The organism is Pseudomonas sp. SWRI68 (genome assembly GCF_014269165.1).
GTDB classification, from domain to species: domain Bacteria; phylum Pseudomonadota; class Gammaproteobacteria; order Pseudomonadales; family Pseudomonadaceae; genus Aquipseudomonas; species Aquipseudomonas capeferrum.
In genome coordinates, this window is record NZ_JABWRU010000018.1 from 40,308 (window position 1) to 65,840 (window position 25,533).

Below are 25,533 nucleotides of genomic sequence, written 5' to 3' on the forward strand. Positions count from 1 at the left end.
GCCAATGCTCAATCGTTTTGCACAGGGCTGACGGGTGGCATGAAACAGCCGTAGGCCAAATGTTTGCGCCGCAGCCTCAGGCATGCACACTCCACTGGGTGCTTTGCGATTCGATCGGCATCTCGTCGATGGCGTGGATCAGCCCGTTCTCCAGCGCCTCCTCGGGCCCCAGTATCCGCGGATACGCCATCAGGTAACGGGGCACATCCAGCACTTCGGCACTGCCCTCGGTCCGTTCGGCGACGATCTGCGCGTAAAGGCGCAGGTCGTAGTCCAGGCTCATGGCGTATTCAGCCATCCTGGCATGGTCGACCGAGCCATGCAGCGTCCAGTGAAAGGGGTGAAACAGGAACTTGCTGAACGCACAGGCGGTGCGGTGCTCGCCTGCCAGAAACAGGATATTGCCCATCGACTCCACCGTGCCCAGGTTGTGGGTGTGCAGCGGAATCGGCAACGCGCGCAGGAAGTTGTACAAGGTGAACCCATAACTGCACTCACCGCCCATGGTGGCGATGTTCAGTTGCAGCAATTCGGCGCCTTGTTGCATGGCCCGCGAGCAGGTGCTGATCAGGTTGCCGCAGGTGGATGAGTTGATCGGGCCGGTGAAATGGATGATATGTCTGGCCATGCTTGCCTCCAGGGTGGCGGGTCATCCATTGAATGGGCAGGCCCTCATTGGTATGCGGTGGAGACGCCATCGGCGGCAAAGTTCAACTCTGCTCGCGCTCCCGTTGGTCAACCGTGCTGAACCTCACAGGCCCGTGCCAGTCGCAATTTCAGAGTGACCTCTCAAAGAGCTGGCAATGAGGAAGGCAGCGTGAGCGAGATCCGCATCGGAATATCAGGGTGGCGCTACGGCCCTTGGCGCAGGGATTTCTACCCCAAGGGGCTGCGCCAGGACAGCGAACTGGCGTTCGCCTCGCGGGCAGTCAACAGCATCGAGATCAATGGCTCGTTCTACAGCCTGCAAACTCCCGAACGGTATCTGGGCTGGCGTGAGGAGACGCCAGACGGTTTCGTGTTCTCGGTCAAGGGGCCGCGCTATATCACCCATGTACGCAGGCTCAAGGATATCGAAGAGCCGGTGGCCAATTTCTTTGCCTCCGGGCCGTTGTTGCTGGGTGACAAACTGGGCCCCATCCTGTGGCAGTTTCCGCCCAACATGACGTTCGACGAAGCACGCTTCGCCCGGTTTTTCCAACTGCTCCCGCGCAACCGGGACGCCGCGCGCGAATGTGCCAAAGGGTGTGCCGAGCGCCTCAAGGGCAATGGCAGTACCGACATCGATGGCAACGCACGGCTGCGCCACGCCGTGGAAATCCGCAACGAGAGCTTTCTATGTGAAGCCTTCGTCAAGCTGCTGCGCAAACACCGTATTGCGCTGGTAGTGGCCGACAGCGCAGGCAAATGGCCATATGTCGAAGATATCACCGCCGACTTTGTCTACATGCGCCTGCACGGCGACGTGGAACTGTACAGCAGCGGCTACACCGCGCACGCCTTGCGCCGCTGGAAGCAACGCATCGTGCGTTGGAGCCAGGGCGGCCAGGTGGAAGACGCGCAGTTGATTGTGCCCGGCGCGCCACCCCAGCGTGCCTCCCGCGACATTTATTGCTACTTCGACAACGACCAGAAGGTGCATGCGCCCTACGACGCGCGACGCCTGCTGGAAAAGCTGAAACTCGATTACGACCTGGTCACCGAGCCTGGCGTCGCACCGGAGGTCGAGCTTTGAACCGAACCCTGACAGCCCCCCGCTGCATCATCGACAACGTCACCACGGTGCATCGGCTGAACGTGCTGACTATCAACGTGCACAAGGGCTTCACTGTATTCAACCGGCGTTTCATCCTGCCGGAGCTGCGTGAGGCCGTACGCGCCACCGGTGCCGACCTGGTGTTTCTTCAGGAGGTGCACGGCAGCCATCAGCAACATGCCATACGCCATGCGGCGTGGCCGGAAATCCCGCAGTACGAGTTTTTGGCCGACAGCATGTGGCCGCAGTTCGCCTATGGGCGCAACGCCGTGTACCCCCATGGCGACCACGGCAATGCCCTGCTGTCGAAGTTCCCGATCCGCCAGTTCACCAACCTCGATGTCTCCATTCAGGGCAATGAACAGCGGGGCCTGCTGCACTGTTGCCTGGACGTGCCAGGCCATCAGCAGGTACACGCGGTGTGCGTGCACCTGGGCCTGCGCGAGGCCCACCGCCAGCGCCAGGTGCGCTTGTTGCTGGAACTGCTCGACAGCTTGCCGCCCAAGGCGCCGGTGATCATTGCCGGCGACTTCAATGACTGGCGCCTGAAGGCCGATGCGGTGTTGTCCGAACACCTGGTCGAAGCCTTTGGCGAGCATTTCGGGACCCCGGCGCGCAGCTTTCCGGCGCGGTTGCCGCTGCTGCGGCTCGACCGTATCTACCTGCGCAATGCCATGCCGGGCAAGGCGCAGGTGCTGGCGAAGTACCCTTGGTCGCACCTTTCTGACCATGTCCCCCTTGCTGCGGAGATAAGCCTGTGAACCGACCTTGGCTAGAGGGCAACAGCGTGCAGTTGCTGATCAACGGCGAACAATACTACCCACGCGTATTCGAGGCGATGGCCCAGGCGCGGGAAGAAATTCTGCTGGAGACGTTCATCATTTTCGATGACAAGGTCGGCCAGCAGCTGCAGCAGGTGCTGATAGCGGCCGCTGGCCGTGGTGTGCGCGTCGAGGTGGCGGTCGATGGCTACGGCACTGCCGACCTGCCCGACGCCTTCATCTCGGCGATGACCGACGCCGGCGTCAACTTTCATGCCTTCGACCCCCAGCCCAGGCTGGCGGGCATGCGCACCAACCTGTTTCGCCGCCTGCACCGCAAGATCGTGGTGATCGATGGGCAGCGCGCGTTCATCGGCGGCATCAACTACAGTGCCGATCACCTGGGCGACTACGGGCCCATGGCCAAGCAGGACTACGCCGTCGAGGTCACCGGCCCCGTGGTGGCCCAGGTGCACGCCACCAGTAGGCGCCTGATGTCGCCGGTGCTGCAGCCCCCCAGCGAGGTGCGCCCGGTCACCGAGCCTACCGGGGCGATCACGGCCGTGCTGGTCGAGCGCGACAATGGCCAGCGCAGCACCGCCATCGAAGCGCAGTACCTGCAAGCCTTTCGTGCGGCCCGGCAGCGTATCGTGGTGGCCAATGCCTATTTCTTTCCGGGCTACCGGTTGCTGCGCGAACTGCGTAATGCAGCGCGGCGCGGGGTGGCCGTGACCTTGATTCTGCAGGGCCAGCCCGACATGCGCTGGGTGCGGGCCTTGTCGCGGCTGCTGTACAACTACCTATTGCGCGACGGGGTGCGTATTCACGAGTACTGCAGCCGGCCGTTGCACGGCAAGGTCGCCTTGGTCGACGACCAGTGGGCCACTGTGGGTTCAAGCAACCTGGACCCGTTGAGCCTGTCGTTCAACCTGGAGGCCAACCTGTTCATCCGCGATCGTGGGTTCAACCAGCAGTTGCACCAGCATCTGCAGGCGCTGGCCAGCGAACAATGCAAATCGGTCACCCTGGAACGGATGATCCGCGGCTACTGGTGGCGGGCACCGCTGATCTTCCTGTGCTTCCACGCCATACGCCACTTCCCGCGGATAGCCGGCTGGTTCCCGGCGCACCGTCAGCGCTTGCGCTCGGTGCAACCGGAAGTCGAAGCACACGGCGATTTTCACGAGGGGCAGACCTGATGGCGCGCACACGGTGGCAAACCTGGGCCAAGCGCCTGTTCACCTTGCTGTTCCTGTTGCTGATACCCGCCTTGCTGTACATGCTGGCGCGCAACCTTGACTGGAACGAGGTGCGTCAGTCACTGCTGGCCTACAAACCAGGGACCCTGGCCATCGGCTTGGTCATCGCCTTGTGCAGCTACCTGACGTTTGCCAGTTACGACCTGCTCGCACGTGCCTACACAGGGCATACGCTGCCCGCCAGGCAGGTGTTGCCGGTGGCGTTCGTGTGCTACGCCTTCAACCTCAACTTCACCACATGGGTGGGCGGCGTCGCCTTGCGTTATCGGCTGTATGGCCGGCTTGGCCTGGACACCGCGACGATCACCCGCATCCTGACCTTAGGCCTGTTGACCAACTGGATGGGCTACATGCTGCTGGCCGGTACGGTATTCGCCCTGCGCTTGGTGAAACTGCCCGAAAGCTGGGCGGTGGGCGCTACAGGCTTGCAACTGATCGGGTTCGGCTTGCTGGCCATCGCCCTTGCCTACCTGCTGGCCTGCGGCTTTGCAAAAAAACGTACCTGGCAGTGGCGCGAACATGAAGTCACCCTGCCGGCCTTGCGCCTGGCGCTGTGCCAGGTAGCACTTGGCGCCAGCAACTGGGCGTTGATGGCGCTGCTGATCTTCTGGCTGCTCCCTGAAAAGGCCTTTTACCCGTCGATTCTCGGGATCCTGCTCATCAGTTGCGTGGCAGGTGTGGTCGCGCACATCCCGGCAGGCCTTGGCGTGCTTGAAACGGTGTTCCTGGCCTTGCTGCACGGCCAGATCCCTCAAGGCACGCTGGTAGCCGCGCTATTGGGGTATCGAACGCTGTACTACCTGATCCCCCTGGTGCTGGCAGTCGTTACGTATCTGATTCTGGAAAAGCGCGCCAAGGCCATGCGCCAGCGCGATAACCCAGCCTAGCGCGGTTCAAGGGCCTTGGCCCGGGAGGTAGCGTATGCGAGTCGCTCTGTTGATGATGATGCTCACAAGCTTTGCCAGCACCCATGTGCTGGCAGAGGCCTGCAATGTGCTGACCCGTTCCTCCAGCGAAGCCGTCAAGCCGGTTGAGCAGCACACCTGTTACAGCTACAGCAACCTGCCTGCCGAAGCGATCAACTGGTCGTGCAGCAACGAGAGCAAGGACATGCTCAGTACGCAGAAGCAGAAAGTCGCGCGGTGCGCGGATGGCAGCGTAGGCAGTTGCATCGCGCCCTTGACCCAGGAAGCCTTGGCCAACCCCAAAGCCGGGGGTGGGCAACCTTCGACACGGCCGGCGTTGTCCAAGGATGCGCGGGTGATTACCTACTATTACGACACGCCCAGCCTTGGCCAGGCGCGGGCAGATTGCGAGCGCAGCGACGGGATCTGGCAAACGCATTGACCCGTAGTGGCGCCTTTTGGGGGTGCTCGCAACCCCAAAAGGCGGTCCAATTCACACCGCGCTGTCGTCGTCCTCGACTGGCCGCGACGCCTCAGCGCAATCACAACCGCTCATGCGACACGGCTCGCCATTGCGATGCCCCGACGCACAGGCTTCACAGCAATACGCCTTGCCCTCTTGTTGCAAGGCATTGACATCCACCGTGCAAGAACAGTGGGCACAGGCACAGCGTTGCTCATTCATGGGGTTTGTCCTCCTCGTCTACTACGTCATCGGTCCAGGGTTCACCGTCCAGCGGCGCCGAACGCGCCAGCTCAGCCTCGTCCAGGCCGAACCCGCCGCCAATTTCGCCCGCACCGACCCGCCGCAAGGACTGGTCAGCCGGGCCTTCGCCGTCACCGGCTTCATACGGGTCACGGGCACCGGTCTCGTCCAGCAAGGTGTCCGGGCTCATATCGTCATAGGTGACATTATCTTCATGGAGGCTGTCGCTCAGCGCCTCGCCGCCCGTCATGCCGGCTTCGGCGACACGTTTGGGCGCAAATTCCTGGTCGACTTCACGGGCAGGTCGCTCGTCACCCACCCGCCCTTCGCGTTCGTCGTTATGGTCATCGAAGTCAAGCTCGTGGACACTGCCCATGCGGTCTTCGGTGTCGTCGATTTCCGCTGGCGTGTAAGGCTTGGGTTGATCGGGGCGAGACATGTGCGTTCTCCGTCAGTTGGCTACAACCGGTCGACTGCGCTACCCCCGGGAAGATTCAGAGTTTTTCACGCCGGCGTCTGAACGGCATTTTTTCAAGCCGGCGCCTGAACGGCGCTGCGCGCGCGATGCAGGGCATTGGTCAGATGCAGCCGCATGGCGGCCCGAGCGGCATCGGCGTCGTGATGCTCGAGCGCAACGTACAGCTGCGCGCGCTCACGCACGTGCTGGGCGCGTTGCCCGTCACTGAGCGTGCGTTGTGCGCCGCTCATCAAGGTATCGGCCAGGTGCTGCATGGCATCGATGAAAAAGCTGTTGCCGGTGCACAGGGCAATCTGCAGGTGAAACTCGAAGACGATACGGGTGCTGTCCTTGTGCAGCGGCCCCACGGCATTGGCATCGTCCAGCGCCGCGCGAATGGCCAGCAACTGGCCGGGTGTAGCGCGTTGCGCAGCCAGCGCAGCGCACTCCACTTCAAGGCTCAGGCGTAGTTCGAGCAGTGCCACCGCATCAAGGGCGCTGCCCTTTTCATGTGGATGGGCTTGAAGGTCGCCCGGCCGGATGGTGTCCATCACGAACGTACCGATGCCACGCCGGGTTTCTACCAGGCCCTCGGCCTGCAGCCGCGACATCGCCTCGCGAACCACGGTACGGCTGACCTTACGCGCTTCGGTGAAGGCTTGCTCGGTCGGCAGCTTGGTACCGGCCGGCAGTTCGCCGGCCAATATGCTGCGCGACAACTCCAGCACCAGTTGCTGGGCCAGGCTGACGCGTCGATCAGGGTTAACACGCTCCATGGGAGGATCCATTCAAACCAGAAGATGGAGGATTGTAACCGCAGTTTTGCCGCAAAACGCACTATAATGCCCGCTGATCAGCCAAGAGCACGACGATGTCGGACTTCAACGCCACCGCCCAAATCAAACCGCGCCGCCTCGCCGAATCGCTGGTCGAGCGCTTTGCCCAACGCATGCGCGAGGGCATCCTCAAGCGTGGCGACAAACTCCCCACCGAAACCCAGATCATGGCCGCCGAAAGCGTCAGCCGGTCGGTGGTGCGTGACGCCTTGTCGCGGATGCAGGCGGCCGGCCTGGTCGAAACCCAGCACGGCGTCGGTACCTTCGTCCTCGATATGCCGGCACCGGAAGGCTTCAACGTCGGGCCGGCGACCATCATGCTGTTGTCCGACGTGCTCGACCTGCTGGAGTTTCGCCTGAGCCTGGAGGTGCAAGCCGCCGGCATGGCCGCCGAACGGGCCACGCCCCAGGCCATCGACGAACTGGAACAGGCGCTGAAGGCGCTGCTGCAAGGTCCGGAAAAGTCCGGTAGCACCACCAATGCCGACTTCCAGTTCCACCTGAAAATCGCCAAGGCCGCTGGCAACCCCTACCTGATCGACATCATGAAGCACCTGGGTACCAAGCTGATCCCCCGCACCCGGATGAACTCGGCCTACACCGGGCAAAGCAATCGCAGCACCTACCTGGCAGGCATCAACGCCGAACATCAGCAGATCTTCGACGCCATCGTCAGCAGGCAGGTCGATGCCGCCCGTGCGGCGATGTTCCTGCACTTGAGCAACAGCCGCATGCGCCTGCGTGAGGCGCAGAAGCTTCAGGCGGTCTACAGCGAGTGAGCGGGCTCAGGGGCTGGCCGTACATCCTTGAACACCAGCCCTTCGCTGCTACCGACCTGCCAGGGGTTGCCGGTGCCGGCTTCGCTGAAGTGAACCGCCTCGAACCGTGAGCCTTGCAGGCCGTCGATCTTCACCTTGGCGGGCCCGCTGAAGCGCACGCGCTCGAAGGCCAGGCCTTGGTGATAAGCGCCATGCAGGCTGTCGCCCTTGACCTCGATCGCCGCCAGTTGGGCGTTCTCGACGGTGACATCGCTGACCCGCACATCGCGGAACTGCCCCGCTATCGTCGACTTCTGGTAGTCCAGCTTGGCATTGGGGTCGTTGTAATCGAGGGTAAAGATAAACGCCTGCTTGACCGTGTTGCGCATCGCCGAATCGCGGAATACCACGTTACGCGCCCCACCCCCCATGAAGTTGGTGCTCTTCATGCGCAAGCCGGTATCGGTGCCGTCGGAGACGTTGTCCTCGGCCAGGATGTTCTGGATCCACGCCCCGGTGTGGCTGCCGGCGACGACCATGCCGTGGCCCTTGCGGAAGTAGTTGTTGAAGATCCAGGCGTCTTCCTGGGGCTTTTGCCTGACCGCATCGGCGCCCGTGCCGGCTGCGAAGTTGACGCAATCATCACCGGTATCGAAGAAGTTGTTGAACACCATGGCGCCACGGCTGTTGGCGAACTCGATGCCATCGCCGTTGTTGGCGTCGTAGGTCTTGTGCGTGGTGTTGGCCAGCACCACGTTTTCGGTCTCCAGGTTCATGATGCCGTGGTAGGCCGGGTTAAGCACGGTGAAGCCACCGTAGAAGACGTTGGTGACATTGCGCAAAGTGACCAGCGACGAGCGCATCTGGCCATAGGCGTCCTTGACGTTCATGCCCTCGGCTACTGCACGTTCGACCTGGGCTTTGGCCAGCAGGCCGTCCTGCAGGTAACGGGTATTGTCGCTGGGCAGGTAGAACGGCAGCGCCTGGCCACGCTCGTCGAGCACGTCGGCGTGGCGCTTCCAGCCGTTGCCGTCGATGACGCCCTTGCCGACAATGCGGATGTTCTCGAATGCCTGGTGCTTGCGTGGGTCACGCGGCAAGGCGTTGATCAGCGAGGTCGGGCGCACGGTGGTGGAGTACGGGTACTGGATGTAGCCTTGGCGTGGATAGTCCTCGGCGCGCTCGGAGCCCAGCAGCGTCGCGCCCTCGGCGATTTCCAGGGTCATGTTGCTTTTGAGGTACAGCGAGCCGCTCTTGTAGGTGCCGGCGGGCAGCAGCACTTTGCAGCCTGCTGTGCAGGCATCGATGGCACGCTGGATCGCGACAGTGTCGAGGGCGCGGCCGTCTCCCTTGGCGCCGTACTGTTTGACATCGAACAACGCCGGCACGGCGGTGGTGCGTTGGGTGATGACGGGGCTATCAGCCGACTCTTTGCCGTCGCGGCCCACCGAACGCACGGTGAAGCGGTATTCGGTGTCGGGCGCCAGGCCCTGCGCGGTGTAACTGTGGATGGCGATGCGGTGATGGAAATTGCGCGTGTCCTGCTGGTAGAAGTGGTCGATGTAGGGTTTGGCGGGCGATACCTGGCCGTTGTTGGCGTTGCTGCCCCCGAGCAGCTTGCCGTTGGCGTAGACGTGGTAGTCGGTGATGGCGGCGTGGTCGGCCGGTTTTTCCCAGACCAGGATGATCTGCTGGTCGTCATAGGCCAGCGTCGGCACCTGCAGCTTGGTGGGGGGCTCCATCGCCCACAGCGGCAGGCTGCAGCTGATGGCCAACGTGGTCAGAAGTGGTCTTGCGTACGGCATTTTTATCTTCCTTGTAGTTGCCATTGCGGTGAGGTGGCTGATCAGGCGGATGCCACGCGCGGCGACTCGGCACTGAAATCGCGGCTGGCTTGCACCAGCATGCGGGTGTAGTCGTGGCAGGCCAGGTCCTGGCTCAAGGCCTGGCTGTCCAGGCGCTCGACAATCCGCCCCTGCTGCATCACCGCCACCTTGTCGCACAGGTGGCTGACCACACCCAGGTCGTGGGTGACCATCAGGTAGGTCAGCTTCTCGCGCTGACGCAGGTCCGCCAGCAGGTTGAGAATCTCGGCCTGCACCGACACATCCAGCGCCGACGTCGGTTCATCCAGCAACAGCACGCGCGGTTCGAGGATCAGCGCCCGGGCGATGGCCACGCGCTGGCGTTGCCCGCCCGACAACTGGTGCGGGTAGCGGTAGCGGAAGCTGTCGTTAAGCCCGACCTTGAGCAAAATGTCGTTGATGCGGTCGTCGCGTTCGCCCATGCCATGGATGGTCAGCGGCTCGCGCAACGCGGTGTCGATGGTGTGCCGCGGGTGCAGCGAGCCGTAAGGGTCCTGGAAGACCATCTGCACCTTGCGAAAATGTTCCTTGCTGAGCTTGTGTTGCAGGGGCGCCCCGGCAATGCTCAGCGCCCCGCTCCAATGCCGGTACTGGCCGGCCAGGCAGCGCAAGACCGTGGTCTTGCCCGAGCCCGACTCGCCGACCAGGCCGAACGACTCGCCGTCTTCTACCGTCAGGTCGACGTCGTGCAGCACCTGGTTGCAGGCAGCGCCCACACCGAAGCTCAGGTTCAGCGATTGTGCTTGGATCATGGTCATGTCAGTTACCTCAGCAGGTGAGCCACAGCGGGTCGCGTTGCAAGACCGGCAAGCGCGGCCGGCGGTTGTCCATGCTCGGCAAGGCTGCCAGCAGGCCACGGGTGTACGGGTGTTCGGCGTACTGCAGGTCGCAGGCGGCCAGCGATTCCACCACCCGCCCGGCGTACATCACCAGCACCCGGTCGCAGTAGTTGCGGACCAGGTTGAGGTCGTGGCTGACGAAGATCAGGCCCATCTGCTGCTCGACCACCAGCTCTTCGAGCACGTTGAGCACTTGCTGGCGTACCGACACATCGAGTGCCGAGGTCGGCTCGTCGGCGATGATCACTTCCGGGTTGGTGATCACCATCATGGCAATCATGATGCGCTGGCCCATGCCGCCGCTGACTTCATGCGGGTACAGGTTGTAGACCCGCCCGGGGTCACGGATATGGACCTTTTCCAGCATCAGCAAGACCCGCTCGCGCGCTTCGCTGCGGCTGGCCTTGTGGTGCGCGAGGTACGCCTCGGCGATCTGCTCGCCGACCTTTACCACCGGGTTGAGCGAGTACTTGGGGTCTTGCATGATCATCGAGATGCGCTGGCCGCGAATCTTCTGCATGGCCTTCTCGCTGGCGCTGAGCAGGTCGACATCACCGAACTGCAGGGCCTTGGCGGTGATCTGCGTGCTACCGGGGTGCAGCTTGAGCAGGCTGCGCCCGACCGTGGACTTGCCCGAGCCGGACTCGCCGACGATGGCCAGTTTTTCCCGGCCCAGGGTGAACGACACGTCGCGCACCGCATGGGTTTCTTTCTTGCCATTGACGAAGCGCACGTTGAGCGAATCGACAGTGAGTTTGAGCGTCGACATAAAGCCTCCAGTTACTCGCTACGCGGGTCGAGAATGTCCCGCAGGCCATCGCCCAACAGGTTGAACGCCAGGCTCACCAGCATGATCGCGGCCCCCGGCACGGCTACCAGCCACCAGCATTCGAGCATGTAGCGCCGGCCGGTGGAGATCATTGCGCCCCACTCCGGCAGCGGCGCCTGCGCACCCAGGCCAAGAAAGCCCAGCGCAGCGGCGGTCAGAATGATGCCGGCCATGTTCATGGTCAGGCGGATGATCACCGACGACAGGCACATCGGCACGATGTGGCGCAGGATGATCCGCGTCGGCGAGGCGCCCTGCAGCTCGACCGCGACGACAAAGTCGGCCTTGCGCAACGACAGCGTTTCGGCGCGCGCCAGGCGTGCGATCGGTGGCCACGAGGTCAGCGCGATGGCGACCACGGCATGTTCCAGGCCGGGGCCCAGGGCCGCGATGAACGCCAGCGCCAGGACCAGGCTGGGGAAGGAGATGAAGATATCGGTGATGCGCATGAAAACGGTGTCGACGACGCCGCCGAAGTAACCCGACACGGTGCCGATGAACAACCCGATCGGGCCGACGATGACGGTTACCAGGGTAATGATGTACAGGGTGATGCGTGAGCCATACACCAGCCGGCTGAAGATATCGCGGCCGTATTCGTCGGTGCCGAACCAGTGCGCTGCACCGGGTGCCTGCAAGGCATTGGCGAGGTTTTGCACCACCGGGTCATGGGTGGCGATCCAGGGTGCGAAGGCAGCCACCACGACCAGCAGCAAGGCCACCAGCAGGCCCGCCAGGGTCATCGGGTTGCGCAGCAGGTGGCGCAGCACCCGCAGGCTGCTCTTGTACAGCGCGTCGACGCTCGACGCGGGTGCGCGGTCGGCCTGCGCCTTGTCGTTTGAAACGGTAGAAGACAGGTTGGCAATCATCGGCATGCTCTCGATGTGAACTCATGGCCACCTGGGGCACCCGCAGGCGCCCTCGGCAGTGTTCAGCGTTGCTTGTAGACGCCCAGGTAACGGGTCGCCTCGGCGTCATCGCCGGTGAAGCCCTTGACGTCCACCGCGCTGACTGCGGTGTCGGTCATCTGCGAAATCATCATGATCGGGCCGACCTGTTCGTCGTAACGCTTCTGCGCCTGGTGGTACAGGTTCAGGCGCTTGCCAGGGTCTCGCTCGACCCCGGCCTGCTCGATCAGCGCATTGAGCGGTTGATCGAAGAACGATGCACGCCAGCCCTGGAAGTTGGGCAGGCCGGCCGCGTCACTGTTGTCGGGGTTGTAAGCGAAGGTGCGCAGGCTGAAGTAAGGGTGCGGGTAGCGCTCGGCGCCGCGGGCGACGATCATCTCGAAGTTGCGTGCGCGCATTGCGCCGTACACCTGGTTGCCGGTACCGGTGACGATGCTGGCCTTGATGCCGCCCTCGGCCAGGGTCGCTTGCATGCGTGCGGCAATGTCGATGAAAGGCGGTTCGGACAACGTCCGCAGGGTGGTGCTGAAGCCTTGCGGGTAGCCAGCTTCGCTCAGCAACGCCTTGGCCTTGGCCACGTCGAGCCGGTAGCCAGGGTCTGGCAGGCGTGCGTCCAGGCCCAGTTGCATCGGCTGCTGGTTGAGCAGGCCATAGTGCGGCATGACCTGCTCGTCGATCCCTTTGTAGTCGATCAGGTAGCGCACGGCCTCGCGCACTTTCGGGTTGGCGAACTCGGGCTGTTTCATGCTCATCGCCACGTAGTACAGGGTGCCCCGTTGCAAGGGCTGAACCTGCAGCGTGCCGGTGCGCTCGACGGCCTTGATGTCGGGCGCGGCCATGCCATAGGCCAGGTCCAGGTCGCCGCGTTCAAGCATCAGGCGCAGCGACTGTGATTCGGTCATGTGTCGCACCAGCACCCGCTTCATCTTTGCCGGGCCTGCCCAGTAGCCGTCGAAACGGTTCATCACCAGCGCATCGTTGGCGCTCCACTTGGCCAAGGTGAACGGGCCGCTGCCGGCTTCGTTGGTGACCAGCCAGGCGGCGCCGAGGTCGCCATTCTTTTCATGTTTCAAGGCCTGCAGGCGGTCGACGATGACCGCACTGGGCGAAGTTGCCAGCGAGTCGATCAGCAGCAGCGGGTCGGTCGGCTGTGGCAGGCCGATGACCAAGGTGTGTGCGTCGCTGGCGCGAATCAGTGCCTGAATGTTGTCGACGGTGTAGCCGTAGGCCTTCCAGGTAGTGGCCAGGCCGTAGTTGAGCTTCATCACGCGGTACAGCGACCAGGCCACGTCCTCGGCGGTAAGGGGGTTGCCGGAATGGAACGTAACGTCAGTGCGCAGGTGGAAGGTGATCTGCTTGCCGTCTTCGCTGATGGCCCAGCGTTCGGCCAGCTGTGGCAGGTGTTTTTCCGGGTTGCCCTGGTCGCGCTTGACCAGCGTGTCGTACAGGTTGGCATTGACTCCGGAGGCATCCAGGCCCGGCGCGTTGGCCGGGTCGATGGAAAACAGGTTGACCATGCTCATGCCGACGATCAACTGGTCGGCGGGGGTCTTGGCCTGCACGGCAGCCATTGGCCCAAGCGCCAGGATCGCACCCAGCAGGCTCATGTGCAGCGGGGGGAGTACAGTCTTCATGTGGGCGTCCTTCTTTTTATAGTTATGCAATGTGTTCACGCGGCCCGCTGGGGCTCAGCGGGTCCTTGGGTCGAACACCTTGTACAGGGCATCGCTGATCAGGTTGAGGGCGACGAAGATCAGGCCGATCACCAGCACGCAGCCCATCACCGCGTTCATGTCACCGAGCATCAGGCTGCTGGTGAGGTATTGGCCGAAACCGGGCCAGGCGAACACGGTCTCGATCAGTACCGCGCCTTCGAGCAGCGAGCCGTAGGCCAGCGCGACGACGGTCAGCAACTGCACGAGGATGTTGCGAAACGCATGGCCCCAGACCACCTGGCGCCGCGACAGGCCCTTGACCCGCGCTGTGATGATGTATTCCTGGGAGAGCTGCTCGAGCATGAAGCTGCGCGTCATGCGGCTGATATAGGCCACCGAGTTCAGCCCGAGGATAAGCCCCGGCAAGATGATGTGGCGCAGCGCACTGCTGAAGGCTTCCCAGTCACGCGCCAAGGCAGTGTCGATCAGCAGCAGGCCGGTCACGTCGGGGACCATGCCGTCGTAGGCAAGGTCGATGCGCCCTGCCCCGCCGGCCCAGCCAAGCCAGGCGTAGAACACCAGCAGGCCCATCATGCCGACCCAGAAAATCGGCGTGGAGTAGCCGAACAGGGTGATGACCCGCGCCACATGGTCGCCCAGCCGGCCCTGGTTGCTGGCGGCGACCACGCCCAGTGGCAGGCCGATGAGGATGCCGAACAGGATCGCCAGCGTGGCCAGCTCGATGGTCGCCGGGAACACACGCTTGATGTCGTCCAGCACCGGGTGGCCGGTGAGCAGCGCATTGCCGAAATCGCCGTGCAGCAAATCGTTGAGGTACAGCCCGAACTGGGTCCAGATCGGTTTGTCCAGGCCCATGGCCTGGTAGACCTGCTCATAGGTGGAGCTGTCGGCATCCGGACCGACCACGGCCAGCACCGGGTCCAGCGGCATCACCCGACCAATGAAGAACGTCAGCGCCAACAGGCCAAGCAAGGTCACCAGCACCGTGCTGGCCCGTCGGGCAGTGGCAGACACGCGGGTGCCCAGCACAGAGGCAGTCGAAAGCAACATAACAGGCTCCTGAAAAAGCGTTCAGCAAACACCGAGGCGTCAGGGGCGCGCACGCCCCCGTCCCGCTCATCGCGACTTGTAGACGTCTTTGTAACGGGTGGTGGCCGCGCTGTGGGCCTGATAGTTCTGCACGTCGTGGTACAGCACCACGGTGTCGGTCATCTGTGAAACCGGCAGGATCGCGCCAACCTGGGTGTCGAGCGTGTTCTGGATCTGCTGGTACTGGGCCAGCTGCCGGGCCTTGTCGGGTTCGACTTCGGCCTGCTCGATCAGGCTGTTCAGCTCGGGGCTGTAGAACGAGGTGCGCCAGCCCTGGAAGTTGCTCAGCTTGGCTTCGTCACGGTTGTCCGGGTTGTACACCAGGGTGCGCAAGCTCGAATGCGGGTGGCGCTCGGCACCGCCGCCGCCACGGCCAACCAGGATGTCGAAGCTGCGTTCGCGCATGGCGCCGTAGATCTGGTTGCCGGTACCGGTGACGATGGTGGCCTGTATATCCGCCTGGGCCAGGGTGGCCTGCAGGCTGGAGGCAATGTTGATGAAGGGCGGCTCGGTGAGCACGCGGATGGTGGTCTTGAAGCCGTTGGGGTAACCGGCTTCGGCCAGCAGTTGTTTCGCCTCGGCCACGTTCAGGCGGTAGCCTGGGTCGTCCAGGCGTGCCGGCAGGCCCAGCGGCAGTGGCCGTTGATTGAGCTGGCCGTAATGCGGCATGACGGTCTGGTTGATGCCCTGGTAGTCAATCAGCGAGCGTACCGCCTTGCGCACGCGGGCGTCGTCGTAGGGCTTTTGCTTCACGCTCAGCGCCACGTAGTAGAGGGTGCCGCGCTGCACGGTCTCGGTGCGCACCTTGTCGGACTTCTCCAGCGCTTCGATGTCTGGGGCGGACATGCCTTTGGCCAGGTCCAGGTCACCGCGCTCCACCATCAGCCGCAGCGACTGCGATTCGGTCATGTTGCGCATGACGATGCGCTTGAGCTTGGCCGGGCCGCCCCAGTAACCGTCGAAACGGCTCATCAGGATCACATCATTGGCGCGCCAGTCATTGAGGATGAACGGCCCGCTGCCGGCAGCATGTGTGGTCAGCCAGGCGGCGCCGAGGTCATCGCCCTTCTGGTGCTGCTGGACCACCTTGCGGTCGAGAATGAAGGCACTAGGCGATGTCGCCAGGGTGTTGAGCACCAGCAGCGGGTCGGTCGGCCGCGGCAGCTCGAGGACGAAGGTGTGCGCATCACTGGCACGCATGTACTGGGCGACATTGCCTGCCGTGAAACCGTAAGCCTTCCAGGTCGAGGCCAAGGCCAGGTTGAGCTTGAGGATGCGTTGCAGCGACCAGACGACGTCCTCGGCACTGAAGGCATTGCCGGACTGGAACGTGACGCCCTCGCGCAGCTTGAACGTGAGGGTCTTGCGGTCATCGCTGACCTGCCAGCTTTGCGCCAGCGCCGGCACCAGTTGGTCCGGTTGCTGCGCATCCTGCACCAGCAGCATGTCGTACAGGTTGGCGTTGACCTCGGAGACGTCCAGCCCGGTGGCACCGGCTGGGTCCAGGGACAACAGGTTGATCATGCTCATGCCGACGATCAACTGGTCGGCGGGTGTCTTGGCCAAAGCAGTGGGTGCCGAGGTCATTGCCAGCGATGCGGCAAGGACCCCTGCCCAGAATGTGGGAAGTACGCTCATGTGAGATTGCCTTTTTATAGTTATTGGACTCTCGGGCGGCGCGCACTGTCGCGCGCCGCCATGCACGGGTCAGAAGCGCTGCAATGTATGGGTCTCGACGTAGTCGAAGTCGATCTCTTCACCCAGGCCAGGCAGGTCCGACAGGTGGACGAAACCGTCCTTGTCCATCGGGTCGACCAGGCGTTTGAGGTAGGCCGGCACCTCGTCATAGTCGAGGAACGGGTGCAACAGGCCGCGCTCGTACCAGGTGCAGTTCTTGATGGCCCCGACCACGGCCAGGTTGGCTGCGCCGTTGCCGTGGATTTCGCAATCCATGCCGAACGCTTCGGCCATGTGCGCCACTTTCAGGCACGGTGCAATACCGCCGACCCCGGCAACCCCGGCGCGCAGGATGTCACACACGTCATGCTTGACCCAACTGGCCCGGCTCAGGTGCTTGCCACCCAGGCTTTCCGGGCCCAGCACCGGGATGTCCAGCTGGCCGGCGAGCCAGGCATAGGATTCGGCAGAGTCTTCCATCATCGGTTCTTCGAACCAGGCGAAGTTGAGCTTTTCCAGGGCGCGGCCGATGGTCAGGGCGTCGGTACGGCTGTACCAGTGGTAGCCGTCGATCATCAGTGCGATGTCGGGGCCGACCGCTTCGCGCACGGCGGCGCAGGCCTTGATGTCCATGCTCACGCTGGGCGCGAAGGATACCGGCGGCATCCAGGTGTGCAGCTTGATTGCCTTGTAGCCACGCTTGACCAGGGTTTCGGCAAAACGCCCGTATTCCTCAGGGGTGGACAAGCCGCCTTCGAGCTCGTCGCCACACATGGTCGAGCCATACGCAGGCACCTTGTCGCGGTAACCGCCAATCAGCTTGTGCACCGGCACGTTCAGCTTGCGCCCGGCCCAATCCCACAAGGCCTGCTCGACCAGTGCCAGGGCGCGATCGGTCAACTGGCTGGCGCTGCCGCGTTGCCAGTGTGCAAGGTCGTGCCAGATCTTCTCGCGATCAAAGGCATTGGCGCCTACCAGCACTTTGCGCACGAAACCATCGAGCACGTACGGGCGGATCAGTTCAGGGGCACCCAGTGCATAGCCTTCGTTGCCGCATTCGGTGGTGATGCGCAGCAACGCCATCTTGGCCTGGGTCACGTCACCGGGGTGGGCATGGCCGGCACTGTCGACAGCGCGGCGCGTGGGGTAGGAAAAAACCTGGACGTTTACAGCAGTGATGATCATGGACGTCTGAGCCTTCTTATTGGATTTGTGGCGGGTGAGTCACGCTCTGGAGGCAATCCTACGTCATCATACAACTTTTGAAAAGCACCCCTTTAGAACTTTCAGATCCGGCCTTTGCGAGCCCCTATTTTCGTCTTTTGGGACGTGCATCGCATTTTAATGTTCGTATAGAACCCTCTAGAAAGCGCATTTCAGGCGCTTTAAAAGAAGTCATCCGACAACCACCCAAGAAATCGTAGACAACCCAAATGTTGTACGATAACTTTGCCGCATCTGATCGCGGCACCTACCCCCCACCGCATCCGATGGTGACCACCCGCTTCAAAACGACCTCAACAAAAACAAGAAAAGAAGATCGAATGAACACCACACTCCGCAATCTCATTGCTGTCAGCACACTCGGCCTGTCTTTCTATGCCTGCGCAGACTCGGCCAGCCTCAACTACCGCCACGGCTACACCGAAGACGACAGCATCCATTCCGACCGCATCAAGCTGAATTACCGGATGGAAACCGGCCTGGGGTTCGCCGCCGAGATCAAGTACAAGACCGCCGGCGACCGTGAGGACGTGGCCTACGACAACATGGTCAACAACGGCCATGAGTTCACCGTGGACTACAACTACAAGCTGAGCCCCAAGTCGACGCTCACCCCGGCGTTCCAGATGGACAGCTCCAAGGACGCCACCGCCTACAAGTTCGGCTTGAAGTACAGCTACAAGATCAGCGACAACTGGTACGTCGCCACCCGTGTGCGGCATGACGCGCGCAACCTCGACCGCGACCAGATCGATCATTCCAAGGCGGACCGAGCCAAGGACAACCAGAACACCACGCGCCTCGAAGGTTGGCTGGGCTACACCCCGAAAGGCCCGTGGGCCTTCGAGTACCAGTACATTCACTTCGATACCGACTACATCCGCTACGACAACAAGAAGAGCGACTACGAGCAGAACCTGAGCATCAAGTACAAGCTCAACAAGCAGTGGGCGCCGTTCATGGAGGTGGGTGACATCAAAGTCAACGCCTATACCGATGACCGCCAGGCCCGCTGGCGTCTGGGCGTCCAGTACAACTTCATGTAATGCCGCGCTGCCGGGGGCCTGCCAGGTAGCCCGGCGTTATCGCTGCCCCCAACGACCTTTAAAGCCAAGGTGCTGACCATGACCACACTCGCCACGCCCACTTCGGGCAAACCCTTCAACCGCTTGCTGCTGACCGGCGCTGCCGGCGGGCTCGGGCAGATCCTGCGCGAAGCCTTGCAGGCCCACGCCACTGTCGTGCGCGCTTCCGATATCAGTGCGATGGCGCCAGCGGCTGGCGACCATGAAGAGGTGATCAGTTGCAACCTGGCGGACAAGGACGGGGTACTGGCGCTTGCCCAAGGCGTGGACGCCATCGTTCACCTGGGGGGGATTTCCACGGAGCGTGCGTTCGAAGACATTCTCGACGCCAATATCCGCGGCACCTTTCATGTCTATGAGGCCGCACGCAAGCACGGCATCAAGCGGGTTGTGTTCGCCAGCTCCAACCATGTGACTGGCTTCTACCCGCAGGACGAGACGGTGGATGCGCAGTCTGTGCGCCGCCCGGACTGCTACTACGGCTTGTCCAAGTCGTATGGCGAAGACCTGGCCACCTTCTACTTTCACCGCTACGGCATCGAAACCGTGAGCCTGCGCATCGGCTCGTCATTCCCCGAGCCACGCAACCTGCGCATGCTCTCGACGTGGCTGAGTTATGCGGACCTTGCGCACCTGGTAGAACGTGCGTTGCTCGCCGAAAACGTTGGCCACACCGTGGTGTATGGGGTTTCGGCAAACCGTGAGCTGTGGTGGGACAACCGCTTCGCCGCGCACCTGGGCTTCAACCCGCAGGACAGCTCGGAGCGCTTTCGCGAGAAGCTTGCGCAACAGCCCAAGCCTGCTGCTGACGATGCCAGTGCGCACCTGCAAGGTGGCGCGTTCACCGCCGCCGGCCCTTTCGGTGACTGAAGGCGCCAACGCCAGCGGGCTCAGGCCATCAGGATGCTCACCAGCATCTGCGTTGGTGTGCTCAGCTCCACGTCCTTGCGCTTAACCACTTCGTACGGCTCACTGCGTGACTTCAACTGCAACGGCAGGCGCGCCAGCATGCCGTGATCCACCGCGACCTTGGTGACATCCCACGGCATCCTTCCCGGCGTATCGCAGCCTGCCTGTCGAACGACGCGCAGTGGTTCTGGATGCCATTGCCGACGAACTCGATGCGCGAGGCTAGCCGTTCAGCCTGCTGAGGGCCGCCGTGCAGCCGCCCCGACGAACACTGGGGTGCCCTGAGGGGGCGGCTGCCTATACGGAAATTTTGAACTCCCTTCGCACCGCCCTCTCCCACCTGAAGAGCCCCCGCGATTCTTCAGGACCCCGCCATGGCCAAGCCCCTGCAGGAGTACCAGCGCAAACGCGACTTCAATGCCACGCCCGAGCCCAGCGGTAACCGTGGCCGAGGCAAGCAGCCCCATGCTCTGCAGTTCTGCATCCAGAAGCACGACGCCAGCCACCTGCACTACGATTTTCGTCTGGAGCTCGACGGTACCCTGAAAAGCTGGGCAATCCCCAAGGGCCCTTCGCTGGACCCGAAGGTGCGCCGGCTGGCCGTACACGTCGAAGACCACCCGCTGGACTACGCCGACTTCGAGGGCAATATCCCGGAAGGCCACTACGGCGCAGGCGACGTGATTGTCTGGGACCGGGGCATCTGGGAGCCCGAGGGTGACGCGCAGCAGGCCTATACCAAGGGCAAGCTGCGTTTTCGCTTGCAGGGCGAGAAACTCAATGGCGTATGGAACCTGTTTCGCACCCACCTTGGGGGCAAGAAAGAACAGTGGATGCTGGTCAAGTCGCACGATGGCGAAGCCCGCAGCGAGGCCGAGTACAGCATCGTCGAGGCTCAGCCCGACAGCGTGCTCAGCGAGCGGACCCTGGTCCCCAGGGTGCGAAAAACGGCCGGCAAGGCGGCGCCCCGTAAGTCACGCAAACGCAAGGCCAGCGCCCAGCAGGCCGCGCTACCCGATACGCTGCAACCGCAACTGGCCACGCTGGTCGACTCGCCACCGGCCGGCGATTGGTTGTACGAGGTGAAGTTCGACGGCTACCGGATTCTCGCGCGCATCGACGGTGATGACGTACGCCTGTACACCCGCAACGGCCATGACTGGACTGCCAAGCTGCCGCATCAGCGAGCCGCGCTGCGCAGCCTTGGCCTCGATTCCGCCTGGCTGGACGGCGAAATGGTGGTCAACGACGCCCATGGCGTGGCGGACTTCCAGGCCCTGCAGAACGCCTTCGATAGCGAAGACGATCAGCACATCCTCTATTACCTGTTCGACCTGCCCTTTCTGGGCGGCCAGGACCTGCGCCAATTACCGCTGCAAGAGCGGCGCAACACCCTGCAGCAGTTGCTGGACCAGGACGATTCGCAATGGCTGCGGTTTTCCGAAGGCTTCGATCAGCCAGTCGACTCACTGCTCGACAGCGCCTGCCGCATGAAGCTCGAAGGCCTGATTGGCAAACGCGCCGACAGCCCCTACACCGGCCGGCGCAGCGCCGACTGGATCAAACTCAAGTGCCAGCAACGCCAGGAATTCGTGATAGTCGGCTACACCGACCCCAAGGGCAGCCGCAGCGCCTTTGGCGCGTTGCTACTGGCCGTGCACGACGAAGGCGGCGAGTTGCGCTATGCCGGCAAGGTGGGCACCGGCTTCAGCGCGGCCACCCTGGGCAGCATTCATGCGCGGCTCAAGCCTTTGCAAACGGCCAAACCACCCTTGAGCCAACCACCGACCGGTGCCGAAGCGCGGGGTGTGCATTGGCTCAAGCCGACCCTGCTGGCCGAAGTAGCCTACGCCCAGATGACCCGCGACGGTGTGGTGCGCCACGCGGTGTTCCATGGGCTGCGGGATGACAAACCTGCCACCGCCATCGATCTGGAGCACGCCATGCCTGGCAAGCCCGTCGCCAAGCCCAAGGCTCAGCGCAAACCCGAGGCGCTGGGCGAACTGCGCCTGACCCACCCTGAGCGCATCATCGACGCCACCCGCGCAACCACCAAGCGCCAGGTGGCCGAGTACTACGCGCAGGTCAGCGAGTGGATTCTGCCGCAACTGAAAAACCGCCCCGTGGCGCTGGTACGCGCCCCCGATGGCCTGGCGGGTGAGCTGTTCTTTCAGAAAAACGCCGACCAGTTGCACATCCCCAATGTGGTCAGCTACGACAAGAAAGCGGCCGGCCAGGCCGCCATGGTCATCAACCGCGCCGACACCCTGCTGGGCGCGGTGCAAATGAACATGCTCGAACTGCATACCTGGAACGCCACCGACAAGGATTTCGACAAGCCGGACCGCTTCATCCTCGACCTGGACCCGGACCCTGCGCTGCCGTGGAAGGCGATGCTGGAGGCCACGCAACTGACCCTGACCCTGCTCGACGAGCTTGGCCTGAAGGTGTTCCTCAAGACCAGCGGCGGCAAGGGGATCCACCTCGTCGTGCCACTGACCCGCAAAGCGGGTTGGGACGAGGTGAAGGATTTCAGCCATGCCATCGTCGATTACCTGGCCAATCTGTTCCCCGATCGGCTCAGCGCCGTGTCGGGGCCGAAGAACAGGGTCGGGCGCATCTTCATCGACTATCTGCGCAATGGCCAAGGCGCTACTACCGCCTGCGCCTACTCATTGCGGGCGCGTGAAGGCCTGCCGGTGTCCGTGCCCATCTGGCGCGAAGAGTTGGCGCAACTCAAGGGCGCCAACCAATGGCACATCGGCAACCTGCACGAACGCCTTGCCGAAGTGGACGACCCATGGGCCGACATGGGCAAGACCCGTCAATCGATCACCGCGCGCATGCGCAAACAGCTAGGGCTGGGCTGATGAGCATCATTCAGGACTTTGATCTGAACAACCTTGACCGCCTGTTGCGCGCCTTTACCGAACGGCCGCAGGCGCTCAACCTCGATACCCAGCTGCCAACGCTGATCCAGGCGTTGCAGGCTGACCACCTTGACCTGCTGCCCTTGCCGGGCCAAGGCAACACCTTGCGGCGGTGGCAGAGCCTGGCACGCATCGCTGGCTGTGACATGGCCCTGGCCAAACTCTACGAGGGCCATACCGATGCCTTGGCGATCCTTGCCGAATGCGGCGCCGCGCACCACGCCCAGGAGGGTATCTGGGGCGTGTGGGCTGCCGAACCGCCGAATGCCCGCGCACGTATCGTCGAACGCCACGGCGAGCAGGTGCGCCTGGCTGGCCGCAAGGCTTGGTGTTCAGGTGCCTTGCAGATCGACCGCGCGCTCATCACTGCCTGGGGTCATGACGAACAACCGCAGCTGGTAGCGATAGAGCTGTCGCACCCCAGCCAAGGCTTGAACATCGAGCACTGGCAAGCGGTGGGCATGGCCACCACGGCAAGCGTCGAGGTCGAGTTCAACCATACGCCCGGCATCGCCATCGGCAAGCCGGGGCAGTATCTGACGCGCCCGGGCTTCTGGCACGGCGGGGCTGGCATTGCGGCCTGCTGGTACGGTGCGGCGGAGGCATTGGCCGATTACCTGCGCGAACACTGTCGCAACCCGCGCCCCGACCCGCATGCCGACGCCCACCTGGGCGCGGTCGACGCGGCCTTGCTTGGCGCCAGGGCAGCGCTGCGCGAGTGTGCAGCCTGGATCGACCGCGAGCCAAGCGCGGATGCCAGTTTCGAGGTGCGGCGCACCCGCGCGCAGGTCGAACAGGCCGTCGAGCAGGTGATCCATCACGTGGGGCGGGCACTGGGTGCCTCGCCGTTCTGCCGCAGCAGCCACTTTGCCCGGTTGAGCGCCGATTTGCCGGTCTTTATGCGCCAGAGCCACGCCGAGCGTGACCTGGCGGCCCTCGGACAGCAGCTGGCGAACCTGCCAGCAGGAGCTTGGCAGTTATGAATTTGATCGCGTCCAGTAACGGCACCCCCTGGGCTGACTGGCAGCATGCCGCGCACCTGGCCAGGGCCACCTGGATCGACCCCGGGCAACTGTGCCCGCCGGGGCGTCGCCTGGTACTGATCGCCCCCCACCCAGATGACGAGATTCTCATGGCGGGCGGCTTGCTGGCGGGCTTCCACGGGCGCGAAGAAGACTTGGTGCTGATTTCGGCCACCGATGGCGAGGGCAGCCACCCAGGCTCCAGGCACTGGACCGAGCACCGCTTGCGCAGGCAACGGCCGCTGGAGAGCCGCCACGCCCTGCAACAGCTCGACCTGGACCTCAACCGCCTGGACTGGCGCAGGCTGCACCTGAAGGATGGCGCGCTGCCGCGCGACGAGGCCTTTCTGGTCAACCACCTGAGCCAGCTGCTCAAGCCCGACGACCTGCTCATGGCCACCTGGCGCAACGATGGCCATTGTGATCACGAAGCGGTTGGCAGGGCCGCCGCGCAATCGGCACTGGCGCGCAAGGTGCAACTGGTGGAGGTGCCGGTATGGGCCTGGCACTGGGCGCAACCGGACGACCCTCGCCTGCCCTGGCCGCGGGCTCATCGCGTGCAGCTCGATGAAGCCCGCCTGGCCCGCAAGCGCAAGGCCCTGGCTGCGCACGCCAGCCAGCTGGAGCCGGATGACGGCCAACCGCCCGTGCTGCCCGCCGCTTTGCAGGACTGCCTGCTACAGCCATTCGAACTGGTGTTCTTGTAAGGGAATCGACATGAGCCTCGACGCGCAATACTTCGCCGACCTCTACGCCAGCAGTGAAGACCCCTGGGCCTTCCGCACCCGCTGGTATGAAAAGCGCAAACGTGAGCTGGTCATGGCCAGCCTACCTCGCCAATGCTACCAGCGTGTATTTGAACCGGCCTGTGCCAACGGCGAACTCAGCGCCTTGCTGGCCGAGCGTTGTGCCGACCTGCTGTGCCAGGACCTGGACCCGACCGCGGTGGGCCTGGCCCGTGAACGCCTCGCGAACGTGAGCCACGCCTCGGTTGAACTAGGCAAGCTACCGGGTGACTGGCCCGGGCGGCGCTTCGATCTCATTGTGTTGAGTGAACTGGGTTACTACCTCGACCCGACAGACTGGCTGCAGGTTATCGAGCAGTCGGTCGCCAGCCTGAGCTACGACGGCGGCTTGCTGGCCTGTCACTGGAAACACCCGATCGCGGGCTGCCCGCAGGATGGCCGCGAGGTGCACCGGATGCTGGGCAAGCATCTACCGCTGTATCCGGTGTATCGCCACGAGGAAGCGGACTTTCTACTCGAATACTGGTCATGCCTGCCCAGCGTGGTGGACCTTGACGAGACCTGCCCATGATCGCCGTGGTGATCCCCGCGCACAACGAGGCGCGACGCCTGGGCCGGTGCCTGAAGGCGGTCAAGGTCGCTGCCGCGCAGGCCGAACAAGCGGGCTACCAGGTCAGCATCCTGGTGGTGTTGGACCGCTGCAGTGACGGTAGTGCGGCGGTGGCCAGGCGTCATGGCGTGCAGACGCTGGACGTTCACGCCGGCAACGTTGGCATGGCACGCAGGGCTGGGGCCGCCAAGGTGATCGAACAAGGCGCCAGCTGGCTGGCCTGTACCGATGCCGACAGCCAGGTGCCGCCGCACTGGCTGCTGTCGCAACTGGCGTTTGGGGCAGATGTGGTCTGTGGAACGGTGCATGTGGAATGCTGGCAGCCTTGGCAGAAGGCTGCCTTGCGTCGGCTGTACCTGAGCCGCTACGAGGCGCGTGAAGGGCATCGGCATATTCACGGTGCCAACCTTGGGGTCAGCGCCCAGGCTTATCTGCAGATTGGGGGCTTCCAGCCGTTGCCAGCGCATGAGGATGTACAGTTGGTGCGCGACCTGGAAGCGCAAGGGGCGCAGATTTCGTGGACGGCACGGCATAGCGTGGCCACCAGCAGCCGGCGGGACAGCCGGGCGCGGGAGGGATTTGGGGATTATTTGGCGAGCCTTGAGGTGACGGTGTCGTGATTGGGGTCCTGGGGCTGCTTTGCAGCCCTTTCGCGACGCAAGGCCGCTCCCACACCGATCGCGTTC

At 63.4% G+C, this 25,533-nt stretch carries 26 protein-coding genes; 13 read left to right on the forward strand and 13 right to left on the reverse strand.

Translation table 11 applies throughout. From position 1 onward, the window contains the following. Positions 1–76 precede the first annotated feature (76 nt). Entirely contained in the window at positions 77–628 is a 552-nt protein-coding gene (locus HU770_RS21265; RefSeq protein ID WP_186653324.1) for an ATP-dependent Clp protease proteolytic subunit, read from the reverse strand. 189 nt (positions 629–817) lie between these two features. Between HU770_RS21265 and HU770_RS21270 the strand changes: the two genes are divergently transcribed. The 5 genes from HU770_RS21270 to HU770_RS21290 are packed head-to-tail and all read left to right on the forward strand — an operon-like array spanning position 818 to position 5,123. Further along, complete coding sequence (locus HU770_RS21270; RefSeq protein ID WP_186653327.1) at positions 818–1,735, forward strand: DUF72 domain-containing protein; 918 nt, start codon at positions 818–820, stop codon at positions 1,733–1,735. Next, on the forward strand, positions 1,732–2,517 hold the full coding sequence (locus HU770_RS21275; RefSeq protein ID WP_186653338.1) for an endonuclease/exonuclease/phosphatase family protein: 786 nt from the start codon (positions 1,732–1,734) through the stop codon (positions 2,515–2,517). Before HU770_RS21270 ends, HU770_RS21275 begins: the two co-directional genes overlap by 4 nt. Continuing rightward, complete coding sequence (gene clsB, locus HU770_RS21280) at positions 2,514–3,716, forward strand: cardiolipin synthase ClsB (RefSeq protein WP_033697918.1); 1,203 nt, start codon at positions 2,514–2,516, stop codon at positions 3,714–3,716. Before HU770_RS21275 ends, clsB begins: the two co-directional genes overlap by 4 nt. Beyond that, a complete protein-coding gene (locus tag HU770_RS21285) occupies positions 3,716–4,663 on the forward strand; it encodes a lysylphosphatidylglycerol synthase domain-containing protein (RefSeq protein WP_047583190.1) in 948 nt (315 codons plus the stop codon). Before clsB ends, HU770_RS21285 begins: the two co-directional genes overlap by 1 nt. A gap of 34 nt (positions 4,664–4,697) precedes the next feature. After that, entirely contained in the window at positions 4,698–5,123 is a 426-nt protein-coding gene (locus HU770_RS21290; protein ID WP_033697920.1) for a hypothetical protein, read from the forward strand. A gap of 51 nt (positions 5,124–5,174) precedes the next feature. Here the strand turns inward: HU770_RS21290 and HU770_RS21295 are convergent, their stop codons facing one another. From HU770_RS21295 to HU770_RS21305, 3 genes are all read right to left on the reverse strand, one after another. Next, complete coding sequence (locus HU770_RS21295; protein ID WP_077068409.1) at positions 5,175–5,366, reverse strand: metallothionein; 192 nt, start codon at positions 5,364–5,366, stop codon at positions 5,175–5,177. After that, positions 5,359–5,826: a phosphotransferase system, HPr-related protein gene (locus tag HU770_RS21300; RefSeq protein WP_095064468.1), complete on the reverse strand. Its 468-nt coding sequence runs from the start codon at positions 5,824–5,826 to the stop codon at positions 5,359–5,361. The genes HU770_RS21295 and HU770_RS21300 overlap by 8 nt, the downstream gene beginning before the upstream one ends. 92 nt (positions 5,827–5,918) lie before the next feature. Further along, entirely contained in the window at positions 5,919–6,620 is a 702-nt protein-coding gene (locus HU770_RS21305) for a GntR family transcriptional regulator (RefSeq protein ID WP_186653346.1), read from the reverse strand. A gap of 95 nt (positions 6,621–6,715) precedes the next feature. On the opposite strand from HU770_RS21305, the gene HU770_RS21310 reads away from it, so the two are divergent. Then, entirely contained in the window at positions 6,716–7,459 is a 744-nt protein-coding gene (locus HU770_RS21310) for a FadR/GntR family transcriptional regulator (RefSeq protein ID WP_186665375.1), read from the forward strand. Here HU770_RS21310 and HU770_RS21315 read toward each other — a convergent pair. The 8 genes from HU770_RS21315 to HU770_RS21350 all read right to left on the reverse strand — a co-directional run bounded on the left by HU770_RS21315 (position 7,447) and on the right by HU770_RS21350 (position 17,506). Next, positions 7,447–9,243, reverse strand: a complete 1,797-nt coding sequence (locus HU770_RS21315; RefSeq protein ID WP_238347493.1) for a glycoside hydrolase family 28 protein — start codon at positions 9,241–9,243, stop codon at positions 7,447–7,449. The two genes, HU770_RS21310 and HU770_RS21315, sit on opposite strands and share 13 nt — an antisense overlap. A 41-nt stretch (positions 9,244–9,284) precedes the next feature. Next, positions 9,285–10,061, reverse strand: coding sequence for an ABC transporter ATP-binding protein (locus tag HU770_RS21320; protein WP_033697925.1), 777 nt, complete (start codon positions 10,059–10,061; stop codon positions 9,285–9,287). Between the two features lie 10 nt (positions 10,062–10,071). Next, a complete protein-coding gene (locus tag HU770_RS21325) occupies positions 10,072–10,911 on the reverse strand; it encodes an ABC transporter ATP-binding protein (protein ID WP_033697926.1) in 840 nt (279 codons plus the stop codon). 11 nt (positions 10,912–10,922) lie between these two features. Beyond that, entirely contained in the window at positions 10,923–11,840 is a 918-nt protein-coding gene (locus HU770_RS21330; RefSeq protein ID WP_186665379.1) for an ABC transporter permease, read from the reverse strand. Positions 11,841–11,902: 62 nt separating this feature from the next. Further along, positions 11,903–13,513 (reverse strand): ABC transporter substrate-binding protein, encoded by a 1,611-nt coding sequence (locus HU770_RS21335; protein ID WP_186653351.1) that lies wholly within the window; start codon positions 13,511–13,513, stop codon positions 11,903–11,905. Positions 13,514–13,567: 54 nt separating this feature from the next. Next, positions 13,568–14,605 carry an ABC transporter permease gene (locus HU770_RS21340; RefSeq protein WP_033697928.1) on the reverse strand — a complete coding sequence of 346 codons (1,038 nt, stop codon included), beginning with the start codon at positions 14,603–14,605 and terminating at the stop codon, positions 13,568–13,570. Positions 14,606–14,671: 66 nt separating this feature from the next. Beyond that, positions 14,672–16,231, reverse strand: a complete 1,560-nt coding sequence (locus tag HU770_RS21345) for an ABC transporter substrate-binding protein (RefSeq protein WP_238347496.1) — start codon at positions 16,229–16,231, stop codon at positions 14,672–14,674. A 120-nt stretch (positions 16,232–16,351) separates the two neighbouring features. After that, positions 16,352–17,506: a mandelate racemase family protein gene (locus HU770_RS21350; RefSeq protein WP_033697930.1), complete on the reverse strand. Its 1,155-nt coding sequence runs from the start codon at positions 17,504–17,506 to the stop codon at positions 16,352–16,354. 359 nt (positions 17,507–17,865) lie between these two features. Between HU770_RS21350 and HU770_RS21355 the strand changes: the two genes are divergently transcribed. Both HU770_RS21355 and HU770_RS21360 read left to right on the forward strand, forming a co-directional pair. Beyond that, a complete protein-coding gene (locus HU770_RS21355) occupies positions 17,866–18,591 on the forward strand; it encodes an oligogalacturonate-specific porin KdgM family protein (protein WP_186665383.1) in 726 nt (241 codons plus the stop codon). Between the two features lie 78 nt (positions 18,592–18,669). After that, a complete protein-coding gene (locus HU770_RS21360) occupies positions 18,670–19,500 on the forward strand; it encodes an NAD(P)-dependent oxidoreductase (RefSeq protein WP_186665385.1) in 831 nt (276 codons plus the stop codon). A gap of 20 nt (positions 19,501–19,520) precedes the next feature. Here the strand turns inward: HU770_RS21360 and HU770_RS21365 are convergent, their stop codons facing one another. Continuing rightward, positions 19,521–19,679 (reverse strand): hypothetical protein, encoded by a 159-nt coding sequence (locus HU770_RS21365; RefSeq protein ID WP_238347492.1) that lies wholly within the window; start codon positions 19,677–19,679, stop codon positions 19,521–19,523. Positions 19,680–19,913: 234 nt separating this feature from the next. On the opposite strand from HU770_RS21365, the gene ligD reads away from it, so the two are divergent. From ligD to HU770_RS21390, 5 genes are read left to right on the forward strand one after another with little or no spacing between them, the layout of a single operon-like run. Continuing rightward, positions 19,914–22,409 (forward strand): DNA ligase D, encoded by a 2,496-nt coding sequence (gene ligD, locus HU770_RS21370; RefSeq protein WP_186665393.1) that lies wholly within the window; start codon positions 19,914–19,916, stop codon positions 22,407–22,409. Next, positions 22,409–23,452 carry an acyl-CoA dehydrogenase family protein gene (locus HU770_RS21375; RefSeq protein WP_186665394.1) on the forward strand — a complete coding sequence of 348 codons (1,044 nt, stop codon included), beginning with the start codon at positions 22,409–22,411 and terminating at the stop codon, positions 23,450–23,452. Before ligD ends, HU770_RS21375 begins: the two co-directional genes overlap by 1 nt. After that, a complete protein-coding gene (locus HU770_RS21380) occupies positions 23,449–24,198 on the forward strand; it encodes a PIG-L family deacetylase (RefSeq protein WP_047583198.1) in 750 nt (249 codons plus the stop codon). The genes HU770_RS21375 and HU770_RS21380 overlap by 4 nt, the downstream gene beginning before the upstream one ends. Before the next feature lie 10 nt (positions 24,199–24,208). Then, the gene (locus HU770_RS21385; RefSeq protein WP_186665396.1) at positions 24,209–24,808 is read left to right on the forward strand and encodes an SAM-dependent methyltransferase; all 600 of its coding nucleotides are present in this window, start codon (positions 24,209–24,211) and stop codon (positions 24,806–24,808) included. Continuing rightward, positions 24,805–25,467, forward strand: coding sequence for a glycosyltransferase (locus HU770_RS21390; protein ID WP_033697942.1), 663 nt, complete (start codon positions 24,805–24,807; stop codon positions 25,465–25,467). Before HU770_RS21385 ends, HU770_RS21390 begins: the two co-directional genes overlap by 4 nt. Positions 25,468–25,533 lie beyond the last annotated feature (66 nt).

Coding starts and splice junctions, on each gene's coding strand:
- HU770_RS21340 (WP_033697928.1), bottom strand. CDS start 14,605: ATGTTGCTTTCGACTGCCTCTGTGCTGGGCACCCGCGTGTCTGCCACT.
- HU770_RS21325 (WP_033697926.1), bottom strand. CDS start 10,911: ATGTCGACGCTCAAACTCACTGTCGATTCGCTCAACGTGCGCTTCGTC.
- HU770_RS21265 (WP_186653324.1), bottom strand. CDS start 628: ATGGCCAGACATATCATCCATTTCACCGGCCCGATCAACTCATCCACC.
- HU770_RS21285 (WP_047583190.1), top strand. CDS start 3,716: ATGGCGCGCACACGGTGGCAAACCTGGGCCAAGCGCCTGTTCACCTTG.
- HU770_RS21290 (WP_033697920.1), top strand. CDS start 4,698: ATGCGAGTCGCTCTGTTGATGATGATGCTCACAAGCTTTGCCAGCACC.
- HU770_RS21350 (WP_033697930.1), bottom strand. CDS start 17,506: ATGATCATCACTGCTGTAAACGTCCAGGTTTTTTCCTACCCCACGCGC.
- HU770_RS21360 (WP_186665385.1), top strand. CDS start 18,670: ATGACCACACTCGCCACGCCCACTTCGGGCAAACCCTTCAACCGCTTG.
- HU770_RS21390 (WP_033697942.1), top strand. CDS start 24,805: ATGATCGCCGTGGTGATCCCCGCGCACAACGAGGCGCGACGCCTGGGC.
- HU770_RS21380 (WP_047583198.1), top strand. CDS start 23,449: ATGAATTTGATCGCGTCCAGTAACGGCACCCCCTGGGCTGACTGGCAG.
- HU770_RS21310 (WP_186665375.1), top strand. CDS start 6,716: ATGTCGGACTTCAACGCCACCGCCCAAATCAAACCGCGCCGCCTCGCC.
- HU770_RS21330 (WP_186665379.1), bottom strand. CDS start 11,840: ATGATTGCCAACCTGTCTTCTACCGTTTCAAACGACAAGGCGCAGGCC.
- HU770_RS21365 (WP_238347492.1), bottom strand. CDS start 19,679: ATGCCGTGGGATGTCACCAAGGTCGCGGTGGATCACGGCATGCTGGCG.
- HU770_RS21305 (WP_186653346.1), bottom strand. CDS start 6,620: ATGGAGCGTGTTAACCCTGATCGACGCGTCAGCCTGGCCCAGCAACTG.
- HU770_RS21300 (WP_095064468.1), bottom strand. CDS start 5,826: ATGTCTCGCCCCGATCAACCCAAGCCTTACACGCCAGCGGAAATCGAC.
- HU770_RS21375 (WP_186665394.1), top strand. CDS start 22,409: ATGAGCATCATTCAGGACTTTGATCTGAACAACCTTGACCGCCTGTTG.
- HU770_RS21335 (WP_186653351.1), bottom strand. CDS start 13,513: ATGAAGACTGTACTCCCCCCGCTGCACATGAGCCTGCTGGGTGCGATC.
- HU770_RS21295 (WP_077068409.1), bottom strand. CDS start 5,366: ATGAATGAGCAACGCTGTGCCTGTGCCCACTGTTCTTGCACGGTGGAT.
- HU770_RS21385 (WP_186665396.1), top strand. CDS start 24,209: ATGAGCCTCGACGCGCAATACTTCGCCGACCTCTACGCCAGCAGTGAA.
- HU770_RS21320 (WP_033697925.1), bottom strand. CDS start 10,061: ATGACCATGATCCAAGCACAATCGCTGAACCTGAGCTTCGGTGTGGGC.
- HU770_RS21355 (WP_186665383.1), top strand. CDS start 17,866: ATGAACACCACACTCCGCAATCTCATTGCTGTCAGCACACTCGGCCTG.
- HU770_RS21345 (WP_238347496.1), bottom strand. CDS start 16,231: ATGACCTCGGCACCCACTGCTTTGGCCAAGACACCCGCCGACCAGTTG.
- HU770_RS21315 (WP_238347493.1), bottom strand. CDS start 9,243: ATGCCGTACGCAAGACCACTTCTGACCACGTTGGCCATCAGCTGCAGC.
- ligD (WP_186665393.1), top strand. CDS start 19,914: ATGGCCAAGCCCCTGCAGGAGTACCAGCGCAAACGCGACTTCAATGCC.